Annotated in this window: 23 protein-coding genes and 1 pseudogene; 7 read left to right on the top strand and 17 right to left on the bottom strand. The window is 58.6% G+C overall.

Annotated features, from left to right (window positions below; genetic code table 11):
• Positions 1-78: 78 nt before the first annotated feature.
• The 4 genes from QFX16_RS01050 to QFX16_RS01035 all read left to right on the top strand — a co-directional run bounded on the left by QFX16_RS01050 (position 79) and on the right by QFX16_RS01035 (position 3,397).
• Positions 79-888 (top strand): MetQ/NlpA family ABC transporter substrate-binding protein, encoded by an 810-nt coding sequence (locus QFX16_RS01050; protein WP_283182486.1) that lies wholly within the window; start codon positions 79-81, stop codon positions 886-888.
• Positions 889-890: 2 nt separating this feature from the next.
• Positions 891-2,024 carry a methionine ABC transporter ATP-binding protein gene (locus tag QFX16_RS01045; RefSeq protein WP_283182485.1) on the top strand — a complete coding sequence of 378 codons (1,134 nt, stop codon included), beginning with the start codon at positions 891-893 and terminating at the stop codon, positions 2,022-2,024.
• The gene (locus tag QFX16_RS01040) at positions 2,014-2,658 is read left to right on the top strand and encodes a methionine ABC transporter permease (RefSeq protein WP_283182484.1); all 645 of its coding nucleotides are present in this window, start codon (positions 2,014-2,016) and stop codon (positions 2,656-2,658) included. Before QFX16_RS01045 ends, QFX16_RS01040 begins: the two co-directional genes overlap by 11 nt.
• A 112-nt stretch (positions 2,659-2,770) precedes the next feature.
• Positions 2,771-3,397, top strand: a complete 627-nt coding sequence (locus tag QFX16_RS01035; protein WP_283182483.1) for a class I SAM-dependent methyltransferase — start codon at positions 2,771-2,773, stop codon at positions 3,395-3,397.
• Between the two features lie 172 nt (positions 3,398-3,569).
• On the opposite strand, the gene QFX16_RS01030 is transcribed toward QFX16_RS01035, so the two are convergent.
• The 3 genes from QFX16_RS01030 to QFX16_RS01020 are packed head-to-tail and all read right to left on the bottom strand — an operon-like array spanning position 3,570 to position 8,808.
• Positions 3,570-6,644, bottom strand: coding sequence for an efflux RND transporter permease subunit (locus QFX16_RS01030; protein ID WP_283182482.1), 3,075 nt, complete (start codon positions 6,642-6,644; stop codon positions 3,570-3,572).
• Positions 6,641-7,708, bottom strand: a complete 1,068-nt coding sequence (locus tag QFX16_RS01025) for an efflux RND transporter periplasmic adaptor subunit (RefSeq protein ID WP_283182481.1) — start codon at positions 7,706-7,708, stop codon at positions 6,641-6,643. The genes QFX16_RS01030 and QFX16_RS01025 overlap by 4 nt, the downstream gene beginning before the upstream one ends.
• The gene (locus tag QFX16_RS01020) at positions 7,705-8,808 is read right to left on the bottom strand and encodes an efflux RND transporter periplasmic adaptor subunit (RefSeq protein WP_283182480.1); all 1,104 of its coding nucleotides are present in this window, start codon (positions 8,806-8,808) and stop codon (positions 7,705-7,707) included. The genes QFX16_RS01025 and QFX16_RS01020 overlap by 4 nt, the downstream gene beginning before the upstream one ends.
• Before the next feature lie 306 nt (positions 8,809-9,114).
• Here QFX16_RS01020 and QFX16_RS01015 point away from each other — a divergent pair, with 306 nt between their 5' ends.
• The gene (locus QFX16_RS01015; RefSeq protein ID WP_283182479.1) at positions 9,115-10,311 is read left to right on the top strand and encodes an AAA family ATPase; all 1,197 of its coding nucleotides are present in this window, start codon (positions 9,115-9,117) and stop codon (positions 10,309-10,311) included.
• A gap of 137 nt (positions 10,312-10,448) precedes the next feature.
• On the opposite strand, the gene QFX16_RS01010 is transcribed toward QFX16_RS01015, so the two are convergent.
• The 9 genes and pseudogenes from QFX16_RS01010 to QFX16_RS00970 form a co-directional block, all read right to left on the bottom strand.
• Positions 10,449-11,629, bottom strand: a protein-coding gene (locus QFX16_RS01010; RefSeq protein ID WP_283180883.1) for an IS3 family transposase whose coding sequence is annotated in 2 segments (ribosomal slippage) — positions 10,449-11,374 and positions 11,374-11,629 — 1,182 coding nt in all. Because the reading frame shifts where the segments join, the coding sequence is not laid out codon by codon here.
• A gap of 150 nt (positions 11,630-11,779) precedes the next feature.
• Positions 11,780-12,646 (bottom strand): transporter substrate-binding domain-containing protein, encoded by an 867-nt coding sequence (locus tag QFX16_RS01005; RefSeq protein ID WP_283182478.1) that lies wholly within the window; start codon positions 12,644-12,646, stop codon positions 11,780-11,782.
• Positions 12,643-13,425, bottom strand: coding sequence for an amino acid ABC transporter ATP-binding protein (locus tag QFX16_RS01000; RefSeq protein ID WP_283182477.1), 783 nt, complete (start codon positions 13,423-13,425; stop codon positions 12,643-12,645). Before QFX16_RS01000 ends, QFX16_RS01005 begins: the two co-directional genes overlap by 4 nt.
• Positions 13,422-14,081, bottom strand: a complete 660-nt coding sequence (locus QFX16_RS00995; protein ID WP_223415282.1) for an amino acid ABC transporter permease — start codon at positions 14,079-14,081, stop codon at positions 13,422-13,424. The genes QFX16_RS01000 and QFX16_RS00995 overlap by 4 nt, the downstream gene beginning before the upstream one ends.
• Entirely contained in the window at positions 14,062-14,727 is a 666-nt protein-coding gene (locus tag QFX16_RS00990) for an amino acid ABC transporter permease (RefSeq protein WP_008148239.1), read from the bottom strand. The genes QFX16_RS00995 and QFX16_RS00990 overlap by 20 nt, the downstream gene beginning before the upstream one ends.
• Positions 14,728-15,195: 468 nt before the next feature.
• Positions 15,196-15,978 (bottom strand): MetQ/NlpA family ABC transporter substrate-binding protein, encoded by a 783-nt coding sequence (locus QFX16_RS00985; protein WP_046052269.1) that lies wholly within the window; start codon positions 15,976-15,978, stop codon positions 15,196-15,198.
• Positions 15,979-16,232: 254 nt separating this feature from the next.
• Positions 16,233-17,162, bottom strand: a pseudogene (locus tag QFX16_RS00980) (sigma 54-interacting transcriptional regulator).
• 73 nt (positions 17,163-17,235) lie between these two features.
• A complete protein-coding gene (locus QFX16_RS00975) occupies positions 17,236-17,817 on the bottom strand; it encodes an alpha/beta hydrolase (RefSeq protein WP_283182476.1) in 582 nt (193 codons plus the stop codon).
• 385 nt (positions 17,818-18,202) lie between these two features.
• Complete coding sequence (locus QFX16_RS00970; RefSeq protein WP_283182475.1) at positions 18,203-19,276, bottom strand: fatty acid desaturase; 1,074 nt, start codon at positions 19,274-19,276, stop codon at positions 18,203-18,205.
• A 100-nt stretch (positions 19,277-19,376) separates the two neighbouring features.
• Between QFX16_RS00970 and QFX16_RS00965 the strand changes: the two genes are divergently transcribed.
• Positions 19,377-20,381: an AraC family transcriptional regulator gene (locus QFX16_RS00965; protein WP_283182474.1), complete on the top strand. Its 1,005-nt coding sequence runs from the start codon at positions 19,377-19,379 to the stop codon at positions 20,379-20,381.
• Here the strand turns inward: QFX16_RS00965 and QFX16_RS00960 are convergent, their stop codons facing one another.
• The 4 genes from QFX16_RS00960 to QFX16_RS00945 all read right to left on the bottom strand — a co-directional run bounded on the left by QFX16_RS00960 (position 20,382) and on the right by QFX16_RS00945 (position 23,088).
• Complete coding sequence (locus tag QFX16_RS00960; RefSeq protein ID WP_283182473.1) at positions 20,382-21,614, bottom strand: type II toxin-antitoxin system HipA family toxin; 1,233 nt, start codon at positions 21,612-21,614, stop codon at positions 20,382-20,384.
• Entirely contained in the window at positions 21,607-21,855 is a 249-nt protein-coding gene (locus QFX16_RS00955) for a helix-turn-helix domain-containing protein (RefSeq protein WP_283182472.1), read from the bottom strand. The genes QFX16_RS00960 and QFX16_RS00955 overlap by 8 nt, the downstream gene beginning before the upstream one ends.
• Before the next feature lie 110 nt (positions 21,856-21,965).
• Positions 21,966-22,331 (bottom strand): response regulator, encoded by a 366-nt coding sequence (locus tag QFX16_RS00950; protein WP_283182471.1) that lies wholly within the window; start codon positions 22,329-22,331, stop codon positions 21,966-21,968.
• Between the two features lie 70 nt (positions 22,332-22,401).
• Entirely contained in the window at positions 22,402-23,088 is a 687-nt protein-coding gene (locus QFX16_RS00945) for a Crp/Fnr family transcriptional regulator (RefSeq protein ID WP_283182470.1), read from the bottom strand.
• An 84-nt stretch (positions 23,089-23,172) separates the two neighbouring features.
• On the opposite strand from QFX16_RS00945, the gene QFX16_RS00940 reads away from it, so the two are divergent.
• A complete protein-coding gene (locus QFX16_RS00940) occupies positions 23,173-23,697 on the top strand; it encodes an Mpo1 family 2-hydroxy fatty acid dioxygenase (RefSeq protein ID WP_283182469.1) in 525 nt (174 codons plus the stop codon).
• Positions 23,698-23,801: 104 nt separating this feature from the next.
• On the opposite strand, the gene QFX16_RS00935 is transcribed toward QFX16_RS00940, so the two are convergent.
• Positions 23,802-24,791, bottom strand: a complete 990-nt coding sequence (locus QFX16_RS00935) for a sulfate/molybdate ABC transporter ATP-binding protein (RefSeq protein ID WP_046047288.1) — start codon at positions 24,789-24,791, stop codon at positions 23,802-23,804.
• Positions 24,792-24,793: the final 2 nt, after the last annotated feature.

The following is a 24,793-nucleotide window of genomic DNA, read 5'->3' as shown; positions in this document are numbered from 1 at the left end:
GCGGTGCGGCGATCCGACTTGCCCGCGAAGAGGCCCGCCCAAACACCACACATTCATGCACTGACTGGAAACCCCACCATGACCAAGAAACTCCTGACCCACCCAGTCAAAGCACTGGCCCTGGCCCTCGGCCTTTTCAGCTCCATCACCTTCGCCGCCGACGCGCCGCTGAAAGTCGGCACCACCGCCGCGTTCGCCATTCCCCTGGAAGCCGCCGTCGAAGAAGCCAAGAAACAAGGCCTGCAAGTCGACCTGGTGGAGTTCAGCGACTGGATCGCGCCCAATGTCAGCCTCGCCGCCGGCGACATCGACGTGAACTACTTCCAGCACGTCCCGTTCCTGGAAAACGCCAAGGCCGCCGCCGGTTTCGACCTCGTGCCGTTCGCGCCGGGGATCATCAACAACGTCGGCCTCTACTCGAAGAAATACAAAAGCTTCGATGAACTGCCAGAAGGCGCCAGCGTGGCGATCGCCAACGACCCGATCAACAGCGGTCGTGGTTTGCAACTGTTGGCCAAAGCCGGACTGATCACCCTCAAACCGGGTGTCGGCTACAAAGCCACCGAAGAAGACATCATCGCCAATCCGAAGAGGATCAAAATCCTTCAGGTCGAAGCCGTGCAACTGGTACGCGCCTATGACGACGCCGATCTGGTCCAGGGCTACCCGGCCTACATTCGCCTGTCGAAGACCTTCGATGCCGGCTCCGCCCTGCTGTTCGACGGCCTCGATCACAAGGAATACGTGATCCAGTTCGTGATCCAGCCAAAAAGCAAAACCGACCCGCGCCTGATCAAGTTCGTCGACATCTACCAGCATTCGCCGGCCGTTCGAGCCGCGCTGGATAAAGCCCACGGCAAGCTCTACCAAGCTGGCTGGGAAAGCTGAATATGACGACCTCTACCCTACGGCGACTGGACATTCCAAAGCCCCCCCATACCCCAGAGCATGCTATACAAACCGAACTGCACCCAGACCTGAACCGTGCTCACGTACGCTTCATCGGCCTGGGCAAAACCTACAACGGTCAGCAAGGTCCGGTCGCCGCGCTGCACGGCATCGACCTGGCGATCCAGCGCGGCGAGGTGTTCGGCATCATCGGCCGCAGCGGCGCCGGCAAGTCATCGCTGATTCGCACCATCAACCGCCTGGAACAACCGAGCACGGGCCGCGTGTTGATCGATCAGGTCGACATCGGCGAGTTCGATGAAGACCGCCTGGTGGCGCTGCGTCGGCGCATCGGCATGATCTTCCAGCACTTCAATCTGATGTCGGCCAAGACGGTTTGGCAGAACGTCGAATTGCCGCTGAAAGTCGCCGGTGTGCCCAAGGAAAAACGCGAGCAGAAAGTCCGCGAATTGCTCGAGCTGGTGGGCCTGCAAGAGAAACACAAGGCCTACCCGGCGCAGCTTTCCGGCGGGCAGAAACAGCGCGTCGGCATCGCCCGCGCCTTGGTGCATGACCCGGCGATTCTGCTGTGCGACGAAGCCACTTCGGCACTGGACCCGGAAACCACGCAATCAATCCTCGGCCTGCTGCGCGAGATCAATCAGCGCCTGGGCCTGACCATCGTGCTGATCACCCACGAGATGGCGGTGATTCGCGATATCTGTGATCGAGTCGTCGTGCTGGAACACGGGAGAATCGTCGAACAAGGGCCGGTCTGGGAAGTCTTTGGCAACCCCCAGCACGAGGTCAGCAAAACCTTGCTCGCGCCGTTGCAACACGGTTTGCCGGAAGAACTGCAAAGCCGCTTGCAGGCACATCCACAGTCCTCGGACGCCGCTGTTGTGCTGCGTTTGCAGTTCACCGGCAGCGCCAGCGACGAGCCCGACTTGGCCGCGTTGTTCAGTGCCCTCGGTGGTCGCGTGCGTTTGCTGCAAGGTGGCGTGGAACGGATTCAGGGCCATGCCCTCGGGCAATTGCTGCTGGCGGTGACCGGTTCGTCCCTCGGCGCAGAGGAATTGCGTCAACGCGCCGGCAACTGGGCGCAACAGGTGGAGGTGCTGGGTTATGTGGTTTGATCGCTTGCTGCAAGGCTTCATCGACACCTTTTTGATGGTCGGCGTGTCGTCATTGATCTCGCTGCTGGCGGGCATTCCGCTGGCGGTGATCCTGGTCACCAGCTCCAAGGGCGGCATCTATGAAGCGCCAGCGCTGAACCGCGCGTTGGGTGCGTTCGTGAACTTGTTTCGCTCGATTCCGTTTCTGATTTTGATGGTGGCGCTGATTCCGTTCACGCGGTTAATCGTCGGCACCACGTACGGCGTTTGGGCGGCCGTGGTGCCGCTGACCATCGCCGCTACACCGTTCTTTGCGCGCATTGCCGAAGTCAGTTTGCGTGAGGTTGATCACGGGTTGATCGAAGCGGCGCAGGCGATGGGTTGCCGGCGCTGGCATATCGTTTGGCATGTGTTGTTGCCCGAGTCGCTGCCGGGGATTGTCGGCGGTTTCACCATCACCCTGGTGACCATGATCAACTCATCGGCCATGGCGGGGGCAATCGGTGCGGGTGGGCTGGGGGACATCGCCTATCGGTATGGGTATCAGCGGTTTGATAGCCAGATCATGTTGACGGTGATTGTGTTGCTGGTGGTGTTGGTGGCGGCGATTCAGTTGGGTGGGGATCGTTTGGCTCGGGGATTGAACAAGCGCTGAGTCTGGCTCAAGTCATTGGGTGTCAGTGATATCGCTTTCGCGAATGGCTGCGCAGCAGCCTTCTGCCTCATGGCGTATATTCGGCAAATCCCAATCGCCTGCGCAGCCGACCATGAAACAGACCCCCACCGACCTTGAGCAGATCACCTCCACCACCCTGGGCCATTACAACTCGGTGGCCGAAAGTTTCCGCGAAGGGACTCGCGATCATGATGTCAGCCAGAACATTGATGCGCTGCTGCGGCATATTCAGGGCAAGGCGCCGTTCGAGATTCTTGATTTTGGCTGCGGGCCGGGGCGTGATTTGCAAACCTTCACGCGCATGGGCCATACCGCTGTCGGGCTTGATGGCTCGGAGAAGTTTGCGCAGATGGCGCGCGAAGACAGCGGCTGTGAGGTCTGGCAGCAGGATTTTCTGAAGCTGGATTTGCCGGCTGAACGCTTTGACGGGATCTTCGCCAATGCGGTGTTGTTTCATATTCCGCGTCAGGAATTGCCTCGGGTGTTGAAGGAATTGTGTCGGACTTTGAGGCCGGGTGGGGTGTTGTTCAGTTCCAATCCGCGTGGCGAGAATCAGGAAGGGTGGAATGGGCCGCGTTATGGGGCGTATCACGATCTTGAGACGTGGCAGCAATTGCTGACGGCGGTGGGGTTTGTAGAGCTGGAGCATTACTACCGGCCGGCGGGGTTGCCGCGGGAGCAGCAGCCTTGGTTGGCGAGTGTTTGGCGTAAGGGGTGACATTGTGTGTGTCATGAAGATCCACCCCTCACCCCAGCCCTCTCCCCAAGGGGGAGAGGGAAAAGGGAGCAGATCTTCAAGCTTTTCAAAACCTGAGTTCGACTCTATTTCCTCGGTCGCAGAATATCTAAAAACCAACTCGGTCAGTCCCCTCTACCCCTTGGGGAGAGGGTTAGGGTGAGGGGTGGGTCTCAAGCCGATCACCTTTCTTCGGTTCGCGGATTTTGTACCAAGCCACATAAAGCGCCGGCAAAAACAGCAACGTCAGCAACGTCGCAATAATAATCCCGCCAATCATCGCGTAAGCCATCGGCCCCCAGAACACTTCCCGGGCGATCGGAATCATCCCCAGGCTCGCCGCCGCTGCCGTCAGCAAAATCGGTCGGCGACGATGCTCCGTGGCTTGCACCACGGCATCCCACGGTGCATGACCGTCCTTCTCCAAGGCCTCGATCTGCGTCACCAGAATCACCGAATTGCGGATGATGATGCCGATCAGCGCAAGAATGCCGAGGATCGCCACAAAGCCCATCGGCGTGCCCGTCGGGATCAGCGCCAGCACCACGCCGATCAAGCCGAGAGGCGCGACGCTGGCCACCAGGAACAGCTTCTGCACGCTGTGCAACTGGATCATCAGGAAGGTCGCCATCAAAAACAGCATCAACGGCACAACCTTGGCAATCGGCCCCTGGGCCTTGCCGCTTTCCTCCACCGTGCCGCCGGTGGCGACCTTGTAGCCCACCGGCAAACTGGCGGCGAATTTATCGATGTCGGGTTGGAGTTGTTTCACCAGGTCGGTCGGCTGAATTTCGTCACGCACCGCAGCCTTGATGGTGATTGTCGGTTTGCGGTCGCGACGCCAGACCAGCGGTTGCTCAAGTTCATAACGCACGGAAGCGAAAGCCAGCAGCGGAATCGACGTGCCGCCCGGCGTGACGATCTGCAAATTCTGCAGGGTTTCCGGGGTGCCGCGTTCGGCGTCTTCCGCACGCCCCACCACGTTGATCAGGTAGATATCGTCATCGACCTGAGTCACCGGCACACCGACCACGATGCTGTTCATCAGGTTGGCGACGTCTTCCGATGACAGCCCCAATTGCCGTGCCTTGTCCTGCGCGATGTCGATGCGCAGAACTTTACCCGGTTCGTTCCAGTCGTAAATGATCTCGCCAATGTGCGAGTTTTTATCCAGTTCGGTGGCCAGGGCGATGGCGTGTTTACGCACCTGATCGACGTCCTTGCCGCTGACCCGGTACTGAATCGGCCGCCCCACTGGCGGGCCCATTTCCAGCGCCTGGACGTAGCTGCCGATACCGACGAAGTCCTTGCGCAGCCGCTCACGCAAGCGCTGACTCAGGGCCGTGCGCGACTCCAGGCCTTTGCTGACGATCACCAATTGCGCGTAGTACGGGTTCTGTAATTGCTGGTCGAGGGGCAGGTAGAAACGGATCGCACCTTCGCCGATGTAGGTGCTCCAGCGCACGATGTCTGGGTCGTCCTTGAGCGTTGCTTCGAGCTTGTCCACAGCTTTGCGGGTCTCGGCGATCGAGGCGTTTTGCGGCAGGTTCAGGTCGACGAGGATTTCCGGGCGGTCCGAGGACGGGAAGAACTGGCTCTGCACAAACTGCATGGAAAACACCGACGCCACGAACAGTGCAATGGTTATGCCGATCGCCCACCAGCGATTGCGCATGGCCCAGAGCATGCCGTAATTGAAAGTCCGACCGATGCGTCCCGGTTCTGCGTCGTGAGGTTTCACTTTGGCGCTTAGGATGTGCACGCCGATCACCGGGGCGAACAGCACCGCGACAATCCACGACACGATCATGGCCACCGCGATCACCGCGAACAGCGTGAAGGTGTACTCGCCGGCCGAGCTGGCGTTCAGGCCGATGGGCACGAAACCGGCCACCGTCACCAACGTACCGGTGAGCATCGGGAACGCGGTCGAGGTGTAGGCGAACGTAGCGGCCTGCTCCTTGGTCTCGCCCATTTCCAGACGCGTGACCATCATCTCGACGGTGATCATCGCGTCGTCCACCAACAAGCCGAGGGCGATGATCAGGGCGCCGAGAGAGATCCGTTGCATGGTGATGCCGCTGTATTCCATGAAGACGAAGACCATCGCCAGCACCAGCGGAATCGAGCAGGCCACCACCAATCCGGCGCGCACACCGAGGCTGATGAAACTGACGATCAGCACGATCACCACCGCTTCGAACAGTGCGCTGGTGAAGCCGCCGACGGCTTTTTCCACCACTTCGGCCTGGTCGGAAACCGTGTGCACACCGACGCCCACCGGCAAGTCCGCGGTCAGGTCGGTCATGCGCTGGTGCAAAGCCTTACCGAACACCTGAATGTTGCCACCCTTCTTCATCGCAATGGCGAGGCCGATAGCAGGGTGGCCGTTGAAACGGAATTCCGGCGTCGCCGGATCGACATAGCCACGGCTGATCTCGGCGACGTCGGCCAAGCGGTAGAAACGATCGTTGAGTCGCAGGTTGACGTTTTCCAGGTCTTTCTCGGAGGCAAACTGCCCGGACGTGCGCACGGAAATCCGCTCGGGACCTGCCTCGATTACACCGGCCGGGGTCACCGCGTTTTGCGATTGCAGGCTCTGCACCACCTGACGCTGATCGATACCCAGCGCCGCCAGTTTGCGAGTGGAGAAGTTCAGGTAGAGGACTTCATCCTGCTCGCCGACCATCTCGACCTTGCCCAGCCCCGGCACTTCGCGGATCTCGGCGCGGACTTGCTCGACGTAATCGCGCAATTGGCGCATCGACAAACCGTCGGCGGTAAAGGCGTACACCGAGCCGAACACGTCACCGAATTCATCGTTGAATCCCGGCCCTTGCAGGCCTTGAGGGAAGTCGCCGCGAATGTCGTTGATCTTCTTGCGCACCTGATACCAGATTTCCGGAATGTCCTTGGCGCTGGTGGTATCACGCAAGTTAACGAAAACCGTCGACTCGCCGGGTCGGGTGTAGCTTTTCACGTAATCGAGAGAGTCGAGTTCTTCGAGTTTTTTCTCGATCCGGTCAGTGACCTGCTTGAGGGTTTCCTCCTGGGTCGCGCCCGGCCAGCGAGTCTGGATCACCATGGTTTTGATGGTGAACGACGGGTCTTCCTCGCGGCCGAGGTTCATGTACGAGAACACGCCCATTAGCAGCGCGACGAACATCAAATACCAGACAAACGACTGATGCTTGAGGGCCCATTCGGATAAGTTGAAACTCCCTTTCATTGCGGGCTGTCCTCATCGATTTTTACTTTCTGCCCCGGTTTCAGGCTATTCACGCCGGCACTGACCACCCGCTCGCCGGACTTCACACCGCTGGCCAGGACCATCGTTGAGTCAGTGCGGCTGACCAGGCTGACGTCTCGCGGGGAAACGGTTTGGGTCTGCGGATCGATGACCCAGATTCGCGATTTTCCATCGACTTCCTGTAGCGCGGTCAGGGGCAGTTCGATACGCGGTTTGATCGCGGAGCTGAGGGTCACGCTGATCGCCGTACCCAGGCGAAACCCCGTTGGCGTGTCGGTCAGTGTCAGGCGGGCGCGACGGGTGCGGGTCGCGCTTTGAGCCTGGGGTTCGATTTCGCGAACGATGGCAGTGGTGGTGATGCTCGGATCGAGCTGAACGGCAACCTGAAACACCACGTCTTCCGGCAACTGGTCGACCAGGGTGTCCGGCAGGTCGATCACCGCTTCCTTGATGTCCGGCTGCGCCAGGGTCACCACTTGCTGGCCGGCGCTGACGACTTGCCCGGCTTCGGCGTTCCACGCGGTGACCACAGCTTTGTGATCGGCGCGCAGTTCGACGTAGTTGAGCTGGTCCTTGGCCTGATCGACCGCAGCCTTCGCTTGATCGAGGGAGGCCTGGGTGGTTTTGAGGTCGGTCTGTGCGATGTCGAGTTGCGCCTGGGCGCCCACGCCACGATCGAACAACTCTTGCTGACGCCGGGCGTTGGCCTGGGCGTTGATGAGTTGCGCCTGGACGCTGGCCAGATCACCCTGAGCGGAACGCAACTGGTTCTGCTGATCGGTGGGGTCGAGCGTGGCGAGCAGCGCGCCCTTATCGACTTCGGCACCGACATCGACATTACGGCTGGCGATACGTCCCGGCACCCGGAAGCCGACATTGCTTTCATAACGGGCCTGGATGCTGCCGGCGAAGCGGCCCAGGCTTTCTTCGTCCAGGGACTGGACCTTGATGGACAACACCGGGCGCACTGGCTCCGGAGGCGGTTCTTTTTCCGAGCAGGCCACCAGCATCACACCGGCGCAAACCAGTAACAGACGCTTCATGGCTGGGCTCCCTCGGCTAAATCCTTATAGGTGTTTTCGGCGATCTCCACCTTCACGCCGGGGTGCAGCAACTGGCCGCCGGCGATGACAACTTTTTCGCCACCCTTCAGGCCGGCGCTGATGATCACTTTGCCAGTCAGGTAGCGGCCTACCGTGACGGTGTGCAGCTGTGCCTTGCCCTCGCCGTCCACCAGCCACACGGCCGGGTCGCTGAGATTTTTCGTCAGTGCCGACCAGGGCAGTTCGACCGCCGATTTGCCTGGCGTCTTGGCCGTGGCACTCACCACCGAACCGAGCTGCATGCCTTCCGGTAGTCCGTTGAGAGTGACTTTGACCTGCACCGTGCCGGTCTGCGCGGAGACGGCCGGGGTGATTTCCCGAACGGTACCGGTGGTTTTGATCGCGGGGTTGTCGAGCAGGCTGACGACTACCGTTTTACCCTCTGGTGGCTCTGTCAGCAGCGATTCGTAGACGTTGAACACTGCGTCGCGCTCACCGTCCCGGGCCAGGCTGAAAATCGGCACAGTGGCCTGCACCACCTGGCCGACCTCGGCCTGGCGTGCGGTAATCACCCCCGGCGCGTCGGCGACCAACGCGGTGTAGCTCAGTTGTTCACGGGCGTTGGCCAGTTGCGCCCGAGCGGCAGTCAATGCGCTCTGACTGCTGCGCAAGGCGGCTTGGGCGGAATCGAACTCGCTTTGGCTGGTGTAGCCCTTGGGCAGAAGTTTTTGCTGGCGAACGAATGCGGCGGCGGTCTGTTTGACTCGGGCCTGTTCGGCAACAACCTGCGCCTGAGCCGAGTCGACGTTGGTTTGCAGGTCCTTGGGATCGAGTTTTGCCAGTACCTGTTTGGCCGAAACCCGATCACCGACATCGACTGTACGCTGGATGATCTTGCCGCCAACGCGGAACGACAGGTCGGTCTGGACCCGCGCCTGAACATCACCGGTCAGGGTCACCGTCGCCGCGTAATCCGCAGGTTTTACCTCTTGCACGAATACCCGAGGGCGGTCCTTCTCGACCGGTTTTTTATCGCCACAGGCGCTCAGCAGGACAAGGAGGCTCAGGCCAACCACTATTTTCAATCCGGGACCAGCCATGCAAACTCCTTTGCGTTGTACGAACGTGCCAATGGCGATACGACTGTGAGCTTAGAACAGGGTTCCAAGGGTGCGTCTCACGGCTTCAAATAAAGCGATCACGCCGCGATCCCTGTAGCAGCTGGCGAAGCCTGTGTTCGGCTGCACAGCAGTCGTAAAATCAGAACTCGCGGTCCATCAGGCAGACCGTGCAAGCCGGATTTACGAATGCTGCGCAGCCGAACGCAGGCTTCGCCAGCGGCTACAGGGGGCACAGTGTTTCCGACAATAAGGCAAACTGGCGCACCACGCAGCAGGAAGCTTCCCATGCTCAAAACCCTCGCGGTGGCCAATTACCGCTCGATCAATAAATTGGTGATTCCGCTGGGCCGGTTGAACCTGATCACCGGCCCCAACGGCAGCGGTAAATCCAACCTCTACCGCGCGTTACGCCTGCTGGCGGAAACCGCTCAGGGCGGCGTGGTCAATGCATTGGCCCGCGAGGGTGGGCTGGATTCGACCTTCTGGGCCGGGCCGGAAAACATCAGCCGGCGGATGCGTAATGGCGAAGTCCCGGTCGAGGCTACGGTGAGACACGGCGTCAAACGACTGCGACTGGGGTTTGCCGGTGAGGATTTCAGCTATTCGATCAGCCTCGGGCTGCCCGATTCCAACGGCCACTTCATGCTGCCCGAACACAGTTCACCTATTCCGTCACGCTTCAACCTCGACCCGCAAATCAAGCGTGAATGCGTCTGGGCCGGGCCGATTTATCGGCCGGCCAGCCTGCTGGTGGATCGCGACGGCCCGATGATCCGTGCCCGAGCCAATCGCAGCTGGGATGTACTGGCCCAGCACACGCCGAATTTCGACAGTCTGTTCGATCAGGTCGGCAGTTTGCGTTCTTCGCCGGAGGTTCTGGAGTTGCGCGAGTTCATCCGTCGCTGGCGCTTCTACGATCACTTTCGCAGTGACGCCGACGCACCGGTTCGCCAACCGCAACTGGGCACCCGCACGCCGGTGCTGCACCACGACGGTCGCGACCTGGCGGCAGCCTTGCAGACCATCATCGAAATCGGCGATCCCGAAGCCTTGCAGGCGGCTATCAGCGATGCCTTTCCCGGCGCGCGACTGAACATCGAACCGCTGCAAGGTGGACGGTTTGCGATCGAGTTTTATCAGGAAGGATTGTTGCGGCCGTTATCCGCCGCCGAGTTGTCGGACGGGACGTTGCGCTATCTGCTGCTGGTCGCTGCATTACTGACCCCTCGGCCGCCGACGCTGATGGTGCTGAACGAGCCGGAAACCAGTTTGCACCCGGACCTGTTGCCGGCGTTGGCGCGGTTGATTATCCGGGCGTCGGAGCAGTGTCAGGTGTGGGTGGTTTCTCATGCGCGGCGGTTAATTTCGGCGTTGCAGGAGGACCCGGAGTGCAATTGCATTGTGCTGGAGAAGAGTCTTGGCCAGACCGGGATTGTCGGGCAGCGGATGCTGGATGAGCCGGCGTGGTATTGGCCGGATTGATTGGCTGGGCTTTAGATCCACCCCCTCACCCTAGCCCTCTCCCCAAGGGGCGAGGGGACTGATCGAGTTGTACTTTCGAGCTACATCGACCTGAAAGCCCGAGTTGAACTCAGGTTCTGAAAGGCCCCCTGTCGTGGTCAACTAATTCCGGACACCTCGATAGGTGATTTTGATGCCATCGCCCGTTCATAAACTGTCGGTGGCAGATATCCCAGTTTCGAGTGCAGCCGTTCGTTGTTGTAAAACCCAACGATGTACTCAGTGATGTCGCGTATCGCCTCGCCATGGTTGGCGTAATCACGTCGCCATACCCGCTCCATTTTCAAGCTCAGGAAGAAGCGCTCCATCACTGCGTTATCCCAGCAGTTACCTTTACGGCTCATGCTTTGCTGCATGTCACTTCTTGCCAGCAGCGCTCTGTAGCTCGCACTCGCGTACTGGCTGCCGCGATCCGAGTGGGCGATCAAGCCGGGTGGCGGTTGACGTTGAGCAACCGCCAGCTGCATTGCACTGCACACCAGTTCAGCGGGCATGTTCGGCGCCATTGACCAGCCCACTACCTTGCGTGAGAACAAGTCCAGCACCACAGCCAGATACAACCAGCCACTGCGGGTTCGGATGTAGGTAATGTCTGCTACCCAGGCCTTGTTCGCCGCCTCGGGTTCAAATTGGCGGTTCAATACATTTTCAGCAATCGGCAGGTCATGTTTGCTGTCGGTGGTGTGCACAAATTTACGCTTCCAGGCCGAACGCAGGCCGTTGACGCGCATCATGCGGCGAATCTTGTAAATGCCTACTTCCATACCCTTTGCACGTAACGCTTTACGCAATGGGCGACTGCCATAGCAGCCGCCACTTTCAGCAAACGACGCCTTGAGTTGCAGAGCAACGGGGCAGATCGATGCAGGAGCCTCAGCGCGCTTGTTGGCCTCGTAGAAGCCGGATCGACTAACCCCCAACAAACGACACACATACGCCACCGAATAAGCCTTCTGTTGCAGCTGCCGAACCAAGCGGTACGTTACTTCAGCTCGCGGGCAAAGAAGGCGGTGGCTTTTTTTAATACATCGTTATCCATCTTGAGTTGACGGTTTTCTTGCTCCAACTGACGAATACGCTGTTGCTCAGAGGTCAGCGGCTTGCCGATCCCGGCTTGTCCCAACTTCTCGGCCTCATACTGTTGTACCCAGCGTCGAACGGCCGTATCACCAATATCAAGATCACGACAAACCTGTGAAACACTCAGGCCCTGGTCCTTGATCATCTTTACAACTTCCAGCTTGAAGCTGTCGTCGAATACTTTACGTTTGTCGGTCATGGAGAACTCCTCAATAGGTGCATTTTCCACCTATCGGGGTGTCCGGGGAAATTAGACCACTGCACCCAATCTGCTCCCTTTCCCCCTCTCCCCCGTGGGGAGAGGGCTGGGGTGAGGGGTGGTTTCCAGCCTCACCGAATAATCAGCAGATCACCCCTGCCACTTCCCTCCCTCGACAATCACGCTCTCAGGCTTGATGTCATCGCTCAGCTCTTTACGCACATATTGGTCATACAGTTTGAGCAAAAACTTCTCTTCACCCAGCTTCGCCAACTCGACATTCACCCAATCACGCAGCTCGATATTGCCCTTCTTCACCGCCGGCGAAATCGGTGCTTCAGCGCCCAAGGTCTGGGTCAGCACGCGATAGCCAGGGTTCTGCTTCGCCCAGCTGAACAGCACCAGATTGTCCTGCGCATACGCATCGCCCCGTCCATTGGCCAATGCTTGCAGAGACTCGGAGTTTTTCTCGAACTTGAGCAGTTTCCAGTCCGGATGATTCTTGGTCAGCCAGATATCGGCCGTAGTGCCGGTGGTGACGATGGTGGTGCGAGTCGCCAGGTCATCGAGGTTCTTCACAGTGCTTGCCTGTGGCACCAGCGCCTGCACCGCAACTTTGAGGTTCGGATTGGTGAATTCCACCGCTTCCTTACGCTCGGGGGTAACGGTCATGTTGGCCAGGATCAAATCGACCTTGTCGCTTTGCAGGAACGGAATCCGGCTCGCCGGTTCTACCGCGACAAACTCGACCTTGTTCTCATCGCCCAGCAGGTCTTTGGCGAATTGACGGCCGATGTCGGTATCGAAACCGACGTAACGCCCGGCTTCATTGACGAAACCAAACGGCGGTTTATCGGTGAAGACACCGACGATCAACTTGTCCCGTGCTTTGATTTTTTCCAGATAGCTGGCACTGGTGGCCGCCGGTTTGGTGGGTTCTTCGGTTTTGTTGCAACCGGCCAGCAACGCGAGGCCGAGCAGCGGGAGTAGCAGCAGTGAAGTCTTGGCAGTTTTCATAGCAGTTCCAGTTCCTTTGTTTGAGTCGTTTTGGGTAGTGCGGCGACGTAGGAGAACTTCTCCAGGAACTGCTGCGCTCGTGCGGTTTGCGGGTTCGTAAAGAAAATCTCGGGAGGGTTTTGCTCAAGGATTCGCCCGGCATCCATGAACACAATCCGGTCAGCCACGGCGCGGGCAAACGCCATTTCGTGGGTGACGATCAACAGGGTCATGCCCTCGCGGGCCAGTCCCTGGATGACTTCCAGAACTTCCTTGACCATTTCCGGGTCGAGGGCGGCGGTGACTTCATCGAACAACATGACGTTCGGGTTCATGCACAGCGAACGGACGATGGCGATGCGTTGCTGCTGGCCACCGGAGAGCTGACGCGGGAAGGCATCGCGCTTGTCCGAAAGGCCCACGCGCTCAAGCAACGCTTCAGCCTGGGCGCGCGCCTCGCGGCGTTCGCGCTTCTGCACTTTGACCGGGCCGAGCAGCAGGTTGTCGAGCACGCTCATGTGCGGGAACAGGTGGTAACTCTGGAACACCATGCCGATCTGCTGCCGCACGTCGCACCAGTCGGTGCCTTTGTCCAGCAACTCACGTCCAGCAAAATTCAAGCGGCCGCTGTGTGCGACTTCAAGACCGTTGAGGCAGCGCAGCAATGTACTTTTGCCGCAGCCGCTGGGGCCGAGGATGACGATCACTTCGCCTGACCTCACTTGCAGATCGATCTCTTTGAGCACCTGTTGCTCGCCGAAAAATTTGTTGAAACCCTTGAACTCGATCAATGCGCTCATGCTTGCGTCCAGCGCCGCTCCAGCACGCGCGAGGCGGCCGAGAGCGGGTAGCAGATGAAAAAGAAAAACAGGAACAGTGCGCCGTAGATCAGCACTGATTCGTAGGTGCGCTCGATGATCTGCTGGCCGACCTTGATCACGTCGACCACGCCGATCAGCACCGCCAGGGAGCTGGTCTTGATGATCCGCGTGTAGACGTTGATGGTCGGTGGCGTCATGCGTTTCAGCGCTTGTGGCAGCAACACGTAGCCGTAGAGTTGCGGACCGTTCAGGCCAATCGACAACCCTGCTTCACGCTGCCCGCGTGGCAACGAGTGCAACGCACCGCGCACCACTTCGCCGACTTCGCTGGCGCCCCACAGCGACAACACCAGCACCGCGCACCAGAAGCTCGGAATGCTCAGGCCGAAGAAAATCGGTAGACCGAAGAACAGCAAATACAGCCAGACCAGCACTGGGATCGCGCGGAACAGTTCCAGATAAACGCGCAGGATTGCGTTCAGCCATTTCGAATTCAGCGTGCGCAAAACGCCATAGAGCACGCCGCCAACGGTGCTGATGGCGATGCTCAGGAAAGAGATCGACAAGGTTTGCGCAGCGCCCTTGCCTAGTTGCGGCAGTGACACCCAGAGCAACTCAAGACCCGAACTGGCCATGCTGGAGCCTCCTTTCCAGACGGCTGAGCAGTAGCGACAGCGGTAGAAACAGCAGCACGCAAATCAGCGTCAGCACGGCGAGCATTTCGTAGGTTTTGTAGTAGAGCGCGATGTAGCTTTTGGTGGTGTAGAGAATCTCCGGTACCGCCACCGCCGAGACCACGGTGGTTTCCTTGAGCAGGAAAATGAAATTGGCGAACAGCGACGGCAGGCTAAGGATGCCGGCTTGCGGCAGGATCACGTAGCGCAGCAATTGCCCGTGGGACAGGCCGATGGAGCGGCCGGACTCGAGCTGCGCCTGAGGGACCGCGTCGACGCCGGCACGCAGCACTTCGGTGAGGTAGGCGCCACCGAGGAAGGTCATGGTGATGATCGCCGCCGCAAAGCCCGAGACCTTGATGCCCAGCGCCGGCAAGGCGAAGTAGACGAAGAACAGTTGAATCAACAGCGGGGTGTTGCGCGCCAGTTCCACATACAGCCCGACCAGACGCTGCAAGTAAGGCGTGCGGAACACCAGAATCGTCGCGTTGATCAGCGCCACCAGCAACGACGTGCCGATAGCGATGAAGCCAACCTGCAGCGTCACGCCCACGGCTTTAAGAAACGCCGGCAGGGTGCTGAGGATAAATGCGTAATCGAAGTTCATTGAACATCCTGGACGCCGCGGGGTAAGCGACGGTGGTGCAGTCCATAAGTGGTGGATAACCATCCGGCAGGCACTGACTTTAAAGGTATAAAAAGAAGAATTTAAATACCGTTAAAGCATATTGATATCACGCAAAAAACTATCTACCGAATTTGCTGTGGTAACGGAAGACGACTATTTTTCTTTGCGTTGTAGGAAGGATCTTTTTTTCAGAATACCCCTCCAAGGACGCACAACTTTTGGCCAGACTCCCCGGCCGAACCATCACAAGGAAGAGAAAATGGCTGACGTAAAAGTGCCACAGCGGCTGGATCCGCAGGACATCGTGAAGTTGTTGATGGCGTTGCGCAGGGCGTTGAAGGCCAGGGTGGCCTGAACCTTAAAGCAAAAGATCCTGGCGCAATAAAAAAACGCCGACGCTCTATCAGCCGTCGGCGTTTGAAACCTTGAAGGGGTTTACCTCGCGAATCAGAACGCCGGCAATACCGCGCCGCTGTACTTCTTGGCGATGAATGCTTTCACTTCAGGACTGGTCAAGGCCTTGGCCAGTTTCTGGATGGCAACGCTGTCCTTGTTGTCCGGACGAGCCACCAGGAAGTTCACGTAAGGCGAATCTGCACCTTCGATCACCAGCGCGTCTTTAGCCGGGTTCAGACCTGCTTCCAGTGCGTAGTTGGTGTTGATCATGTCCAGGTCGACCTGGTCCAGAACACGCGGCAGCATGGCCGATTCCAGTTCCTTGAACTTGAAGTTGTGCGGGTTCTTGGCGATGTCTTTCGGGGTGGCCAAGGCGTTTTTCGGGTCTTTCAACTCGATCAGGCCAGCCTTCTGCAGCAGGATCAGGGCGCGGCCGCTGTTGCTGCCTTCGTTGGGGATAGCGATGGTTGCGCCGTCTTTCAGCTCAGCCAGGGTTTTGACTTTCTTCGAGTAGCCGCCGAACGGTTCGACGTGTACGCCGATCACGGTCACCAGGTTGGTGCCTTTGCCTTCGTTGAAGCTTTTCAGGTACGGCAGGGTCTGGAAGTAGTTGGCATCCAGACGCTTCTGATCGACCTGTACGTTCGGCTGAACGTAGTCGGTGAAGACTTTGATTTCCAGGTCCACGCCTTCTTTGGCGAGGGTGGGTTTGATCAGTTCCAGAATCTCGGCGTGTGGAACCGGGGTCGCCGCAACCACCAGTTTCTCGCCAGCCTGGGCCAGGCCCGCGGTCAGGGCAGCCGCCAATGCGGTGAACAACAGAACCTTTTTCATGCAGTGTCCTTATCGAAAATCGCGGTCGTGATCGACGACGGCTTGTTTAGTACGAGTGCCAGTGAAGTGCTATCGCTGGCGTGACGCGGACAATACCGGGATTTTTTATTCCCGAACAATATCTTTTATTCACTTTCATATTCCATTTTGTTCATACAGCTCTAGTTCGCGGGTTACCTGTAGGAGCGAGGCTTGCCCGCGAAAACGTCCTTCCTGACACACCGCATTGCCTGCTTCGCGAGCAAGCTTCGCTCCTACAGAAGCGCGGTGTTTTTGAGGAGTTGTTTCAAAGCTTCTTTCTCTGCGGTGGAACCGCTGCCGAGAATTTGCTTCAGTTGCCGCTCGATCTGTAACAGTGAGGTGGGCGCCTCGGGCAGATTCAAATGCTCCGGCAAAATCTCATCGCCGGTGCTGACCAACAATGCAAAGTGAATGACGTTCTCCAGCTCCCGAGTGTTGCCCGGCCAACTGTGTTGCTCTAACAAATGCTGCGCGGCTTCGCTGATCAGCGGCACCGGCAGGTCCAGACGCTGGCTATAGATGCCGAGGAAATACTCAGACAGCGACAGAATATCGCCCACCCGTTCACGCAAGGCCGGCAGTTCGAGCTGGCCTTCGCTGAGGTAGTGGTAGAGCCGCTCATGGAATTTTCCGGCGGCCACCGCTTGGGCCAGGTCGATGCTGGTAGCGGCGACCAGACGCACGTCCACCGGGCTTGGTTAGTGAGCGCCGACACGCGTGACTTCGTGGTTTTCCAGCGCCGCGAGCAATTTGATCTGGATCGGCAGCGGCAGGTCGCCGATTTCATCCAGATAAAGCGTCCCGCCGTTGGCAGAACCGAACCAGCCAGCGCGACTGCTGGCCGATCCGCTGTAACTGCCAGCGGCATAACCGAACAATTCCGCATCGGCGTAAGTCGGACTGATCGCGCCACAATTGACCGACACGAACAACCCGCCGCGATCACTCGCGCGATGGATGTGCCGCGCGAGCAACTCCTTGCCGGTGCCGGTTTCGCCACGGATCAACACCGAGATCGAGCGCGGTGCCAATAGCTCCAGCTCCTGGCGAAGCTGACGGGAACGCGGATCGACAAACACCAGCGCCTTGGCGCGAATGCTCAGGGGACTTTTTTCTGCGTCGGGGAAGGTCAGCAGCGGCTGACCGAAGGCTTCAAAACTCATGGCAGACTCCCGCCCTAAACCGCCGGGAGACGGGGGGCGTTGTTTTAAAAAACAAAAGCAAAAAAGAAAAGGTTCAAGCGCGGCGCAGGGCGTGGTGTTCCATTCGGTTTTGCAGGCGATAGAGATAAGCAAAACCCTGCTCCCAGCGTTGGTGACCAGACTTCACGTTGATGTGTCCGGCACCCGACAATATCCCCGCCTCGGCGCCCCAGTGACGTGCCAGTTCCAATGCACGCGAAGTGCTCACGGCGCTGTCGTTGTCGGAGCTGACAACCTGACTCGGGAACGGCAGCAGGTGGGTCGGAATCGGTGCGAAATTGCGCAGGGCCGGTGCGCAGGCCGCACGCTCGACGTCCGCCGGGGCGACCAGCAAGGCGCCGCGAACCTGACGCAAAAACTGCACGGGCGCGGTGGCCGCCCAATGCGCGACAGTGATGCAACCCAGGCTATGGGCGATCAGGATCACCGGCGTGCTGTCGGCGGCAATCGCCTCAGCCAGTGCCGCGACCCAGTCTTCACGACGCGGCGTCAGCCAGTCGGCCTGCTCCACCCGCGCGCTGTTCGGCAGGCTGTTCTGCCAATGGCTTTGCCAATGATCTTCTGGCGATCCTTGCCAGCCCGGCACAATCAGGTAGCGAATTGATTCGTTGCGCATGGGGGAACTCTCCTGCTGCGTGTCTGTTCCTGAGCAAGTATAGGGAGGAGAGTTATATTCGTTAAGGAATAAGAAGCTATTTATTAAGACCTACATAGAATATGAAGCAGTTTTGAATAGACAAAAAAAGGGACCGCACCCTGCCAAGGAGACGGCCCCGGAAACTCAAAATCTGCTAGCGCTAATCAACATCACTGGATGCGATGATTGGCCGAAACGGTTATCTAATAAAGGAATATTTAATTACTTTATTAGATCCAAAACGCATATATCAATCAGCGATACAGTAACCACCAAGCAACCCTGCTTGCGTCATAACCTATCGCCCTTTTGGGTCAGATTGATGACGGGCGCCTTTGCCGTTTTGAGTTTCCGAGAACATCGATCAAGCCTGAGCGGCACGAACCTCCTGCGCCTCTGTTGTTTCCTTGCGCACAAATCGATTCGCCCGCCCAAACGTCCCGAAATCATTGAACCGCACGCCCATCTCGCGCATCACTTTATGCGCCACCGGCACGGTCATCTGACGGATGTAAAACGGTTCCTTCACTACAAAATGATGAATCCCGTGAGTGCTGCCGAAGTTGAAGCAGAACGCTTGCAACGGCCACATCCACCACGGGTTCAGCACCTGGGTCTGCTGGATTACATTGCCCGGCTCCACGTCACCGTAGTAGTGCATGTTCGAGCTGACGAAATGCAGGCAAAAGGTACGCAACACGTTCGGGCCGATGATCACCACGGCAGCGATATCGATGACCTGCATCACCGACAAAGTAGTTGCCGACCATTCGATAGGCGTACCCAGCAGATGAGCGATGCCGTTCGCCGCGTGAAAGCCGAGAAACATGTACCAAGCCCCCCAATGCACCAGCGCGAGTGGTGCGTAGACCCTCAGGGTGCGCTTGATGATGCTGATCTTGTGAGCCCAGGTCTTGGCCCGCAGCATACGGATGAACGCTGACATCACGTTGTCGCCGACCATCAACAGCCGCGCGAAACCCCAGGGTTCGCCGTTGGTGATGGCGCGCTCTTCCAGGTCGGCTTGCGTGCCGGAGACTTTGTGGTGATTGAGGTGCAGATGCCGGCGAATCCACGGATTGATCGTGCTCGGCCGCGCCAGCCACACCAGTACCATCATCAGGTTGTGCGGTACGAGCTGTTTGCGGAAGTACATGCTATGAATCAGGTCGTGTTCCAGCTCGTGAGTCAGCGAGGCAAAAAATGCGTTGAGCAACAGGCATGCCCACCACGCTATGTGCCCGGTCATGTAGAGCGTTGCCGAGCCAATCATGCCGACCAGCGCGAAGGCCAGAATGCCCGCGCCCAGGGCGTCCTGATGGTTGAGAATCGGGTAGCGCTGACGCAGTTCGACCCCCTTGGCCAGCACCACTTGGCGAATATGCGCTGATCGCTGAGCTGCATTCAGTCGCTGGGGACTTGCAGAAGTACCGTGCATGCTTCCATCCTCTGGTTATTGATGTTCGCATCCTGCCTTGTGAACCCTCGCAAAGCGGTAGCCGTGAACGCCAACCTGTTGACCGGAAGCGCCAATCAGCATGACTGAACCGACCTCCCTCGCCAGCTGGACCCGCGCCCTGCGCAAGCAACTCGATGCGCTGGGCCTCGACAGCACCGCCCTGTGCCAACAGGCGGGGCTCGACCCGCAACTGATGGACGACCCGAACGCCCGTTACCCGTTGTCCGGCACCACGCGCCTGTGGGAAATCGCGGTACAGGTCAGCGGTGATCCGGCGATTGGTTTGCGGGTATCGCGCTTCGTCAGCCCCACCACGTTTCACGCGCTCGGTTATGCGCTGGTGGCCAGTGGTAGTCTGCGAGAAGTGTTCGAGCGCATCGTGCGTTATCACCAGGTGGTCAGCGATGCCCTGGATCTGGAACTGACTCGCGCCGAGGACCGCTACCGCTTCCGCCTGAAGATCCCGCCAGGCAATCCGGCCCCGGCCTTCGAAGCCATCGACGCCTTCACGGCGATTTACGTACGCACCTGCCGCAATCGCCTGGGCCGCGATTACGCCCCGCTGGCGGTGTACCTGCGCCGCCCGGAGCCGGCGGACCCGCATCAATGGCACAAAGTCTTCCGCTCACCGGTGTATTTCGCCGCCGATGAAGACCGACTGGAATTCGCCGTCGTGGACTTCGACAGCCACCTGGACGACGCCAACCCGGAACTGGCCGAGCACAACGAAGCCGTGCTCAAACGCACCCTCGCCCAACTCAAACCCCTGACCTGGGAACGCAAGGTTCGCGACGCCATTGAGGAGCAATTGCCGGAAGGTGAGCCCAGCGCCGAACACATCGCCCAGGCCTTGCACCTGAGTTTGCGCAGCCTGCAACGGCATCTGGCGGACGAGGGTTACCGGTTCGATACGCTGCTCAACGAGAGTCGCGAGAACCTGGCGCTGCTGCATCTGCGCGATCCGCAATGCTCATTGAGCGAGATCAGCTATCTGCTGGGATTTGCGGACACGAGCAGCTTCAGCCGCGCCTTCAAGCGCTGGACCGGGATGACACCGGGGCAATTTCGGGATGGGTTGCGGTGATCAGCTTTTGACCAAGCTGCGTACTACACCTGATTTCCACTGCTCGATCATCGCTTCGCCAACCATGGCAAAGGCGCCATTTTCCCTGATGTAATCAACCATTTCCGCCTTCGCGACCTCCATTCCATGAGCGACTTGCTGCAGCAGTTCATTGCACCGTCCCTCGGTCAGGTTGCAAGCCGACCGACCAAAACGCATCAGCATTTTGTATTTGGGCCACGCCTTTGATCCGCCTAACAGCAACGCCATACTGTCTGCCTTGATGTAGACCGAAGTCGTGACGATGTCATAGGCCGGAGCCAGTCTGATTTGCGCATCAGCCCCGCAATGTTCGTACAGCACACCGAAGTTCTTGAGGTGAGCATCGCCATTCTTCAGAGCGGATGACAACGCCACTATTGTGAAAAAAGACTCAAGGGCGTCGTTGAGCAACGGCGGGGAGACAAACTCCTTGATCTGCCTCACGGCGCCTTCGTACGAACCATCGTACTTGGCCTTCGAAGGCCAGGCATTGAGCACGCAGAAATCCTCAAAGCCCAGATAACCTCTTTCATTCAGATCGAAACGTTCGACGACCAGAAATTTACCGTGATCGCTCAGTTCGAAAACCGGCACTTCAAGACCCGAATGCAGCGCAGCCCTCATGCAGAAGTATTCGTTGGCAGCGAGTTCAGGGTATTCCTCAGGCCGAAACGATTTGACCAGATGCGTTGCCCCTCGATGGGTCAATCGGTCGACAGTTGTCGCACTGTCACGGATAAGCACCTTCGGCTGCACACCGGAAACGCCCGAATATTGGCCATAGGTGTGCAGCAGATCTTCGAACAAACCTTGCGCACCGTCATAAACCAGCAGATCTGCAAGGCTGGTTTCTGGAAGCCGGTCACTCACCTCTTGCGCGTTTGCAATCCCCACTCGCCCAAGCTGGTGCGGGCCGACGATCGCCAGCATCGCGAAGTCGTCAAACCCTCGAATCGCTTTGCTGAAGCGACGAGTCAACTCATCGCGCAGAGAACCTTCCGGTAGATTCATTTCAAAAACCGGCGGGACACCTCGCTCCCACGTGTAGCTCTCGAGGCGAGCGGGCATGGTCAATGAGACGGCATTTTCTTCTAGCGCGCCTTCGGCGTAGGCAAACACTGAATCAATGCGCGACTGACCACGGCCGAGGGTTCCGACCGTTGTGCCGGAAACACTGATGTGCAGCCTGTCCTTTTCCTGCTGCTCACCCATGGAAGTTGACCTTTTTGAGGGTCTCCAGTGTAGGACGCGTCGACCGCCGCGGCACGGCCGTCAGTTCGTACCCGAAGCCATTGAGGATCGCTTCAACCTTGCGCAGGCCAATTTCGGAAATGGTGTTGTTCTCGATACCCGAAATCGTGGAACGGCTCATGCCGTACTGCTTTGCCAGGTCTTGTTGAGACATCTTTCGCTCTTTGCGCAGCAACCTGATCAATTCGCCGAGGTATTCCATCCCACCCACCTGCATCATATACAGTGCATATTTACTGAAATAACCTATTTGCATTGTATTTAATGCATAACTAAGTCGAAGTCTAGCTCATAGATTGATCGGACCCGGTCTCAGCGCCCCTGATCCCGCCGCAACAACTTGCGCACTCGCTTCACCAGTTCACTCACGGCAAACGGCTTGAGCAGGTAATCATCCTCATGCAACTCGAGATCGCGCAGGCGATCCTCGATGCCGTCCTTGGTGGTCAGGAACAGCACCGGCGTCTCGCCGAGTTTGCGGATCTGCTGCAGCAACTGCCATCCATTGAGCCCGGGCAGCATCACGTCGAGGATGATCAGCTCGTATTTGCCGGACTCGATAAAGCGCCGGCCGTCCATTCCGTTGACCGCCACATCCACCGAATAACTTGCCTCGCTCAGGCCCTTGGCCAGGACTTTGGCGGTCTCAGGTTCGTCTTCCACTAACAGCACACGCATGGCACACCTCGATTGTCGTCATCACAGGCTAGGCGCCTTCGCGTCCAAAGCCCACCACTAACACCGGGTTTTAGATAATCGCCAACATCCGCAATCGTTGCGCATCCAGAATCTCGATCTCGCCGTACTTGAGATTCACAATCCCCCGCCCCTGCAAGTCCTTGAGAATCTGGTTGGTGGTCTGGCGCGACAGCGACAGCATCGACGCCAGTTGCTTCTGGGGCAGTTGCAGGACCCGGCGCGGTGGATCGATTTCGCCATAGCCCTCGGCAATCATCAGCAGGCGATGGGCCAGGCGCGCCGGGGCTGGCATCAGGCTCAGCTGTTCAAGGTTGATGAAGGTCAGGCGCAGTTTGTGGCTCATCAGCAGCGCCAGTTGCCGCCAATGCAGCGGTTGATCGTCAAGCAGCTTTAACAACACCGTTTGCGGGATGTGCAGCAGGACGCATTGATCGGCACCGTACGCATCGTGGGTGCGCGGCTGACCATCAAACAGACAGATTTCGCCGAACCAGTGGGGCGACTCCACCAGGCTCAACAGCGCCTCCTTGCCCTGCTCGCTCACTGCGCCGATCCGCACCGAACCTTCGAGCACCGCGTACAGCCCGCACGGTGGATCGCCGCGCTTGAACAGCCGCTGGCCCGGCGACAACCGCCGCACGCGGGCGGCAGACAGCAGACTATCCTGTAAGGAAACAGGTAAATGGCTGAACCACTGGCCGCTCATCAGGCGTGGACGCCAGACCTGCATATCCATGAAAACTCCTAGAGATTGTCGCCTGCCTGACAGAGCGAAATGTGGACCCGGGGCATGATCCATCACCCAACAGGAGGAATAACAATGAAAAGCCTCGTCGACCATCTCAGTCAATACGCTGCCTACCACCGTGACCCGCGCAATATTGCCAGCCACTTTATCGGTATTCCGCTGATCGTTGTCGCCGTTGCGGTGCTGCTGTCACGGCCCGAGTGGCCGCTGGCCGGGGTTTGGGTGTCACCGGCAGTGCTTTTGGCGCTGGCTTCGGCGTGGTTTTATCTGCGACTGGAGTTTCGGCTGGGCGTGCTGATGACCGTGTTGCTGGGTCTTTGTGTTTGGCTGGGTCATGTGCTCGCGCAGCAAAGCACGCTGGTCTGGCTGGCGAGCGGCATCGGGATGTTTGTGGTGGGTTGGGCGATTCAGTTTGTCGGTCATCACTACGAAGGACGCAAACCGGCGTTTGTCGATGATGTGACGGGGTTGATTGTCGGGCCGTTGTTTGTGGTGGTTGAGCTGGCGTTTTTGCTGGGGTTGCGGCATGACCTGAAAGAGCAGATCGAGGCGCGGGTGGGGGTGGTGCGTCTTCGTCAGAAAAACGCTGCGGCGTAAGACGTCATCGCGAGCAGGCTCGCTCCCACATTGGATCTATGGTGTGCATAGAACCCCTGTGGGAGCGAGCCGGCTCCGGGCGGCGTTCCGACGATGCTTTTGCTTTAGATGTTGGCGAGCTTCTGCCAGACCTTGGGTTTGAAGAACAAGGTTTCACCCTTCGCCAACCCGATCAGGCTGTCGTGATCTTTCACCACTTCAGCTTCGATCAATTCGCTCTGGCCTTCGACCTTCAACGTCACCCGTGTCGTCGCGCCCAACGGACGAATATCCCGCACCTCGGCCGCGTGGTGATCTTCCAGCTCATGACGCGACAGCGACACTTCGTGCGGACGGAACAGCACATGGTTGTCTTCACCCAGATGCAACCGGTTCGAGTCACCCAGGAAGTGATAAACGAAATCGCTGGCCGGGTTTTCGTAGACGTCGCCCGGTGAGCCGATCTGCTCGATCACGCCCTTGTTCATCACCACGATGCGGTCGGCGACTTCCATCGCTTCTTCCTGGTCGTGAGTCACGAACACCGAGGTCAGGTTGATGTCTTCGTGCAGCCGCGCCAACCAGCGACGCAGTTCTTTACGGACCTTGGCGTCGAGGGCGCCGAAGGGTTCGTCGAGCAGCAGGACTTTCGGTTCAACCGCCAAGGCACGAGCCAAGGCAATACGTTGACGCTGACCGCCAGAGAGTTGTTCCGGGTAGCGATCCGACAGCCAATCCAGTTGCACCATGTTCAGTAGCTCGTGGACTTTCACCGCGATCTGGCTTTCGCTCGGGCGCTGGTTTTTCGGCTTCATGCGCAGACCGAACGCGACGTTGTCGAACACGGTCATGTGGCGGAACAGCGCGTAGTGCTGGAACACGAAACCGACGTTGCGATCACGCACATCATGGCCGGAGACGTCTTCACCGTGGAACACGATGTTTCCCTTATCCGGGGTTTCCAGACCGGCGATGATCCGCAGCAGGGTGGTCTTGCCGCAGCCAGACGGGCCAAGCAGCGCCACGAGTTCGCCGCTTTGAATGTCCAGGCTGATGTTGTCCAGCGCCTTGAACGCGTGAAAATTCTTGCTGACGTTACGCACTTCGATCGACATGA

It is taken from the genome of Pseudomonas svalbardensis (genome assembly GCF_030053115.1).
In the GTDB taxonomy this organism is placed as follows: Bacteria; Pseudomonadota; Gammaproteobacteria; order Pseudomonadales; family Pseudomonadaceae; genus Aquipseudomonas; species Aquipseudomonas svalbardensis.
Note: the sequence above shows the minus strand (reverse complement) of the source record. Positions and strands in the feature narration are given on the sequence as shown.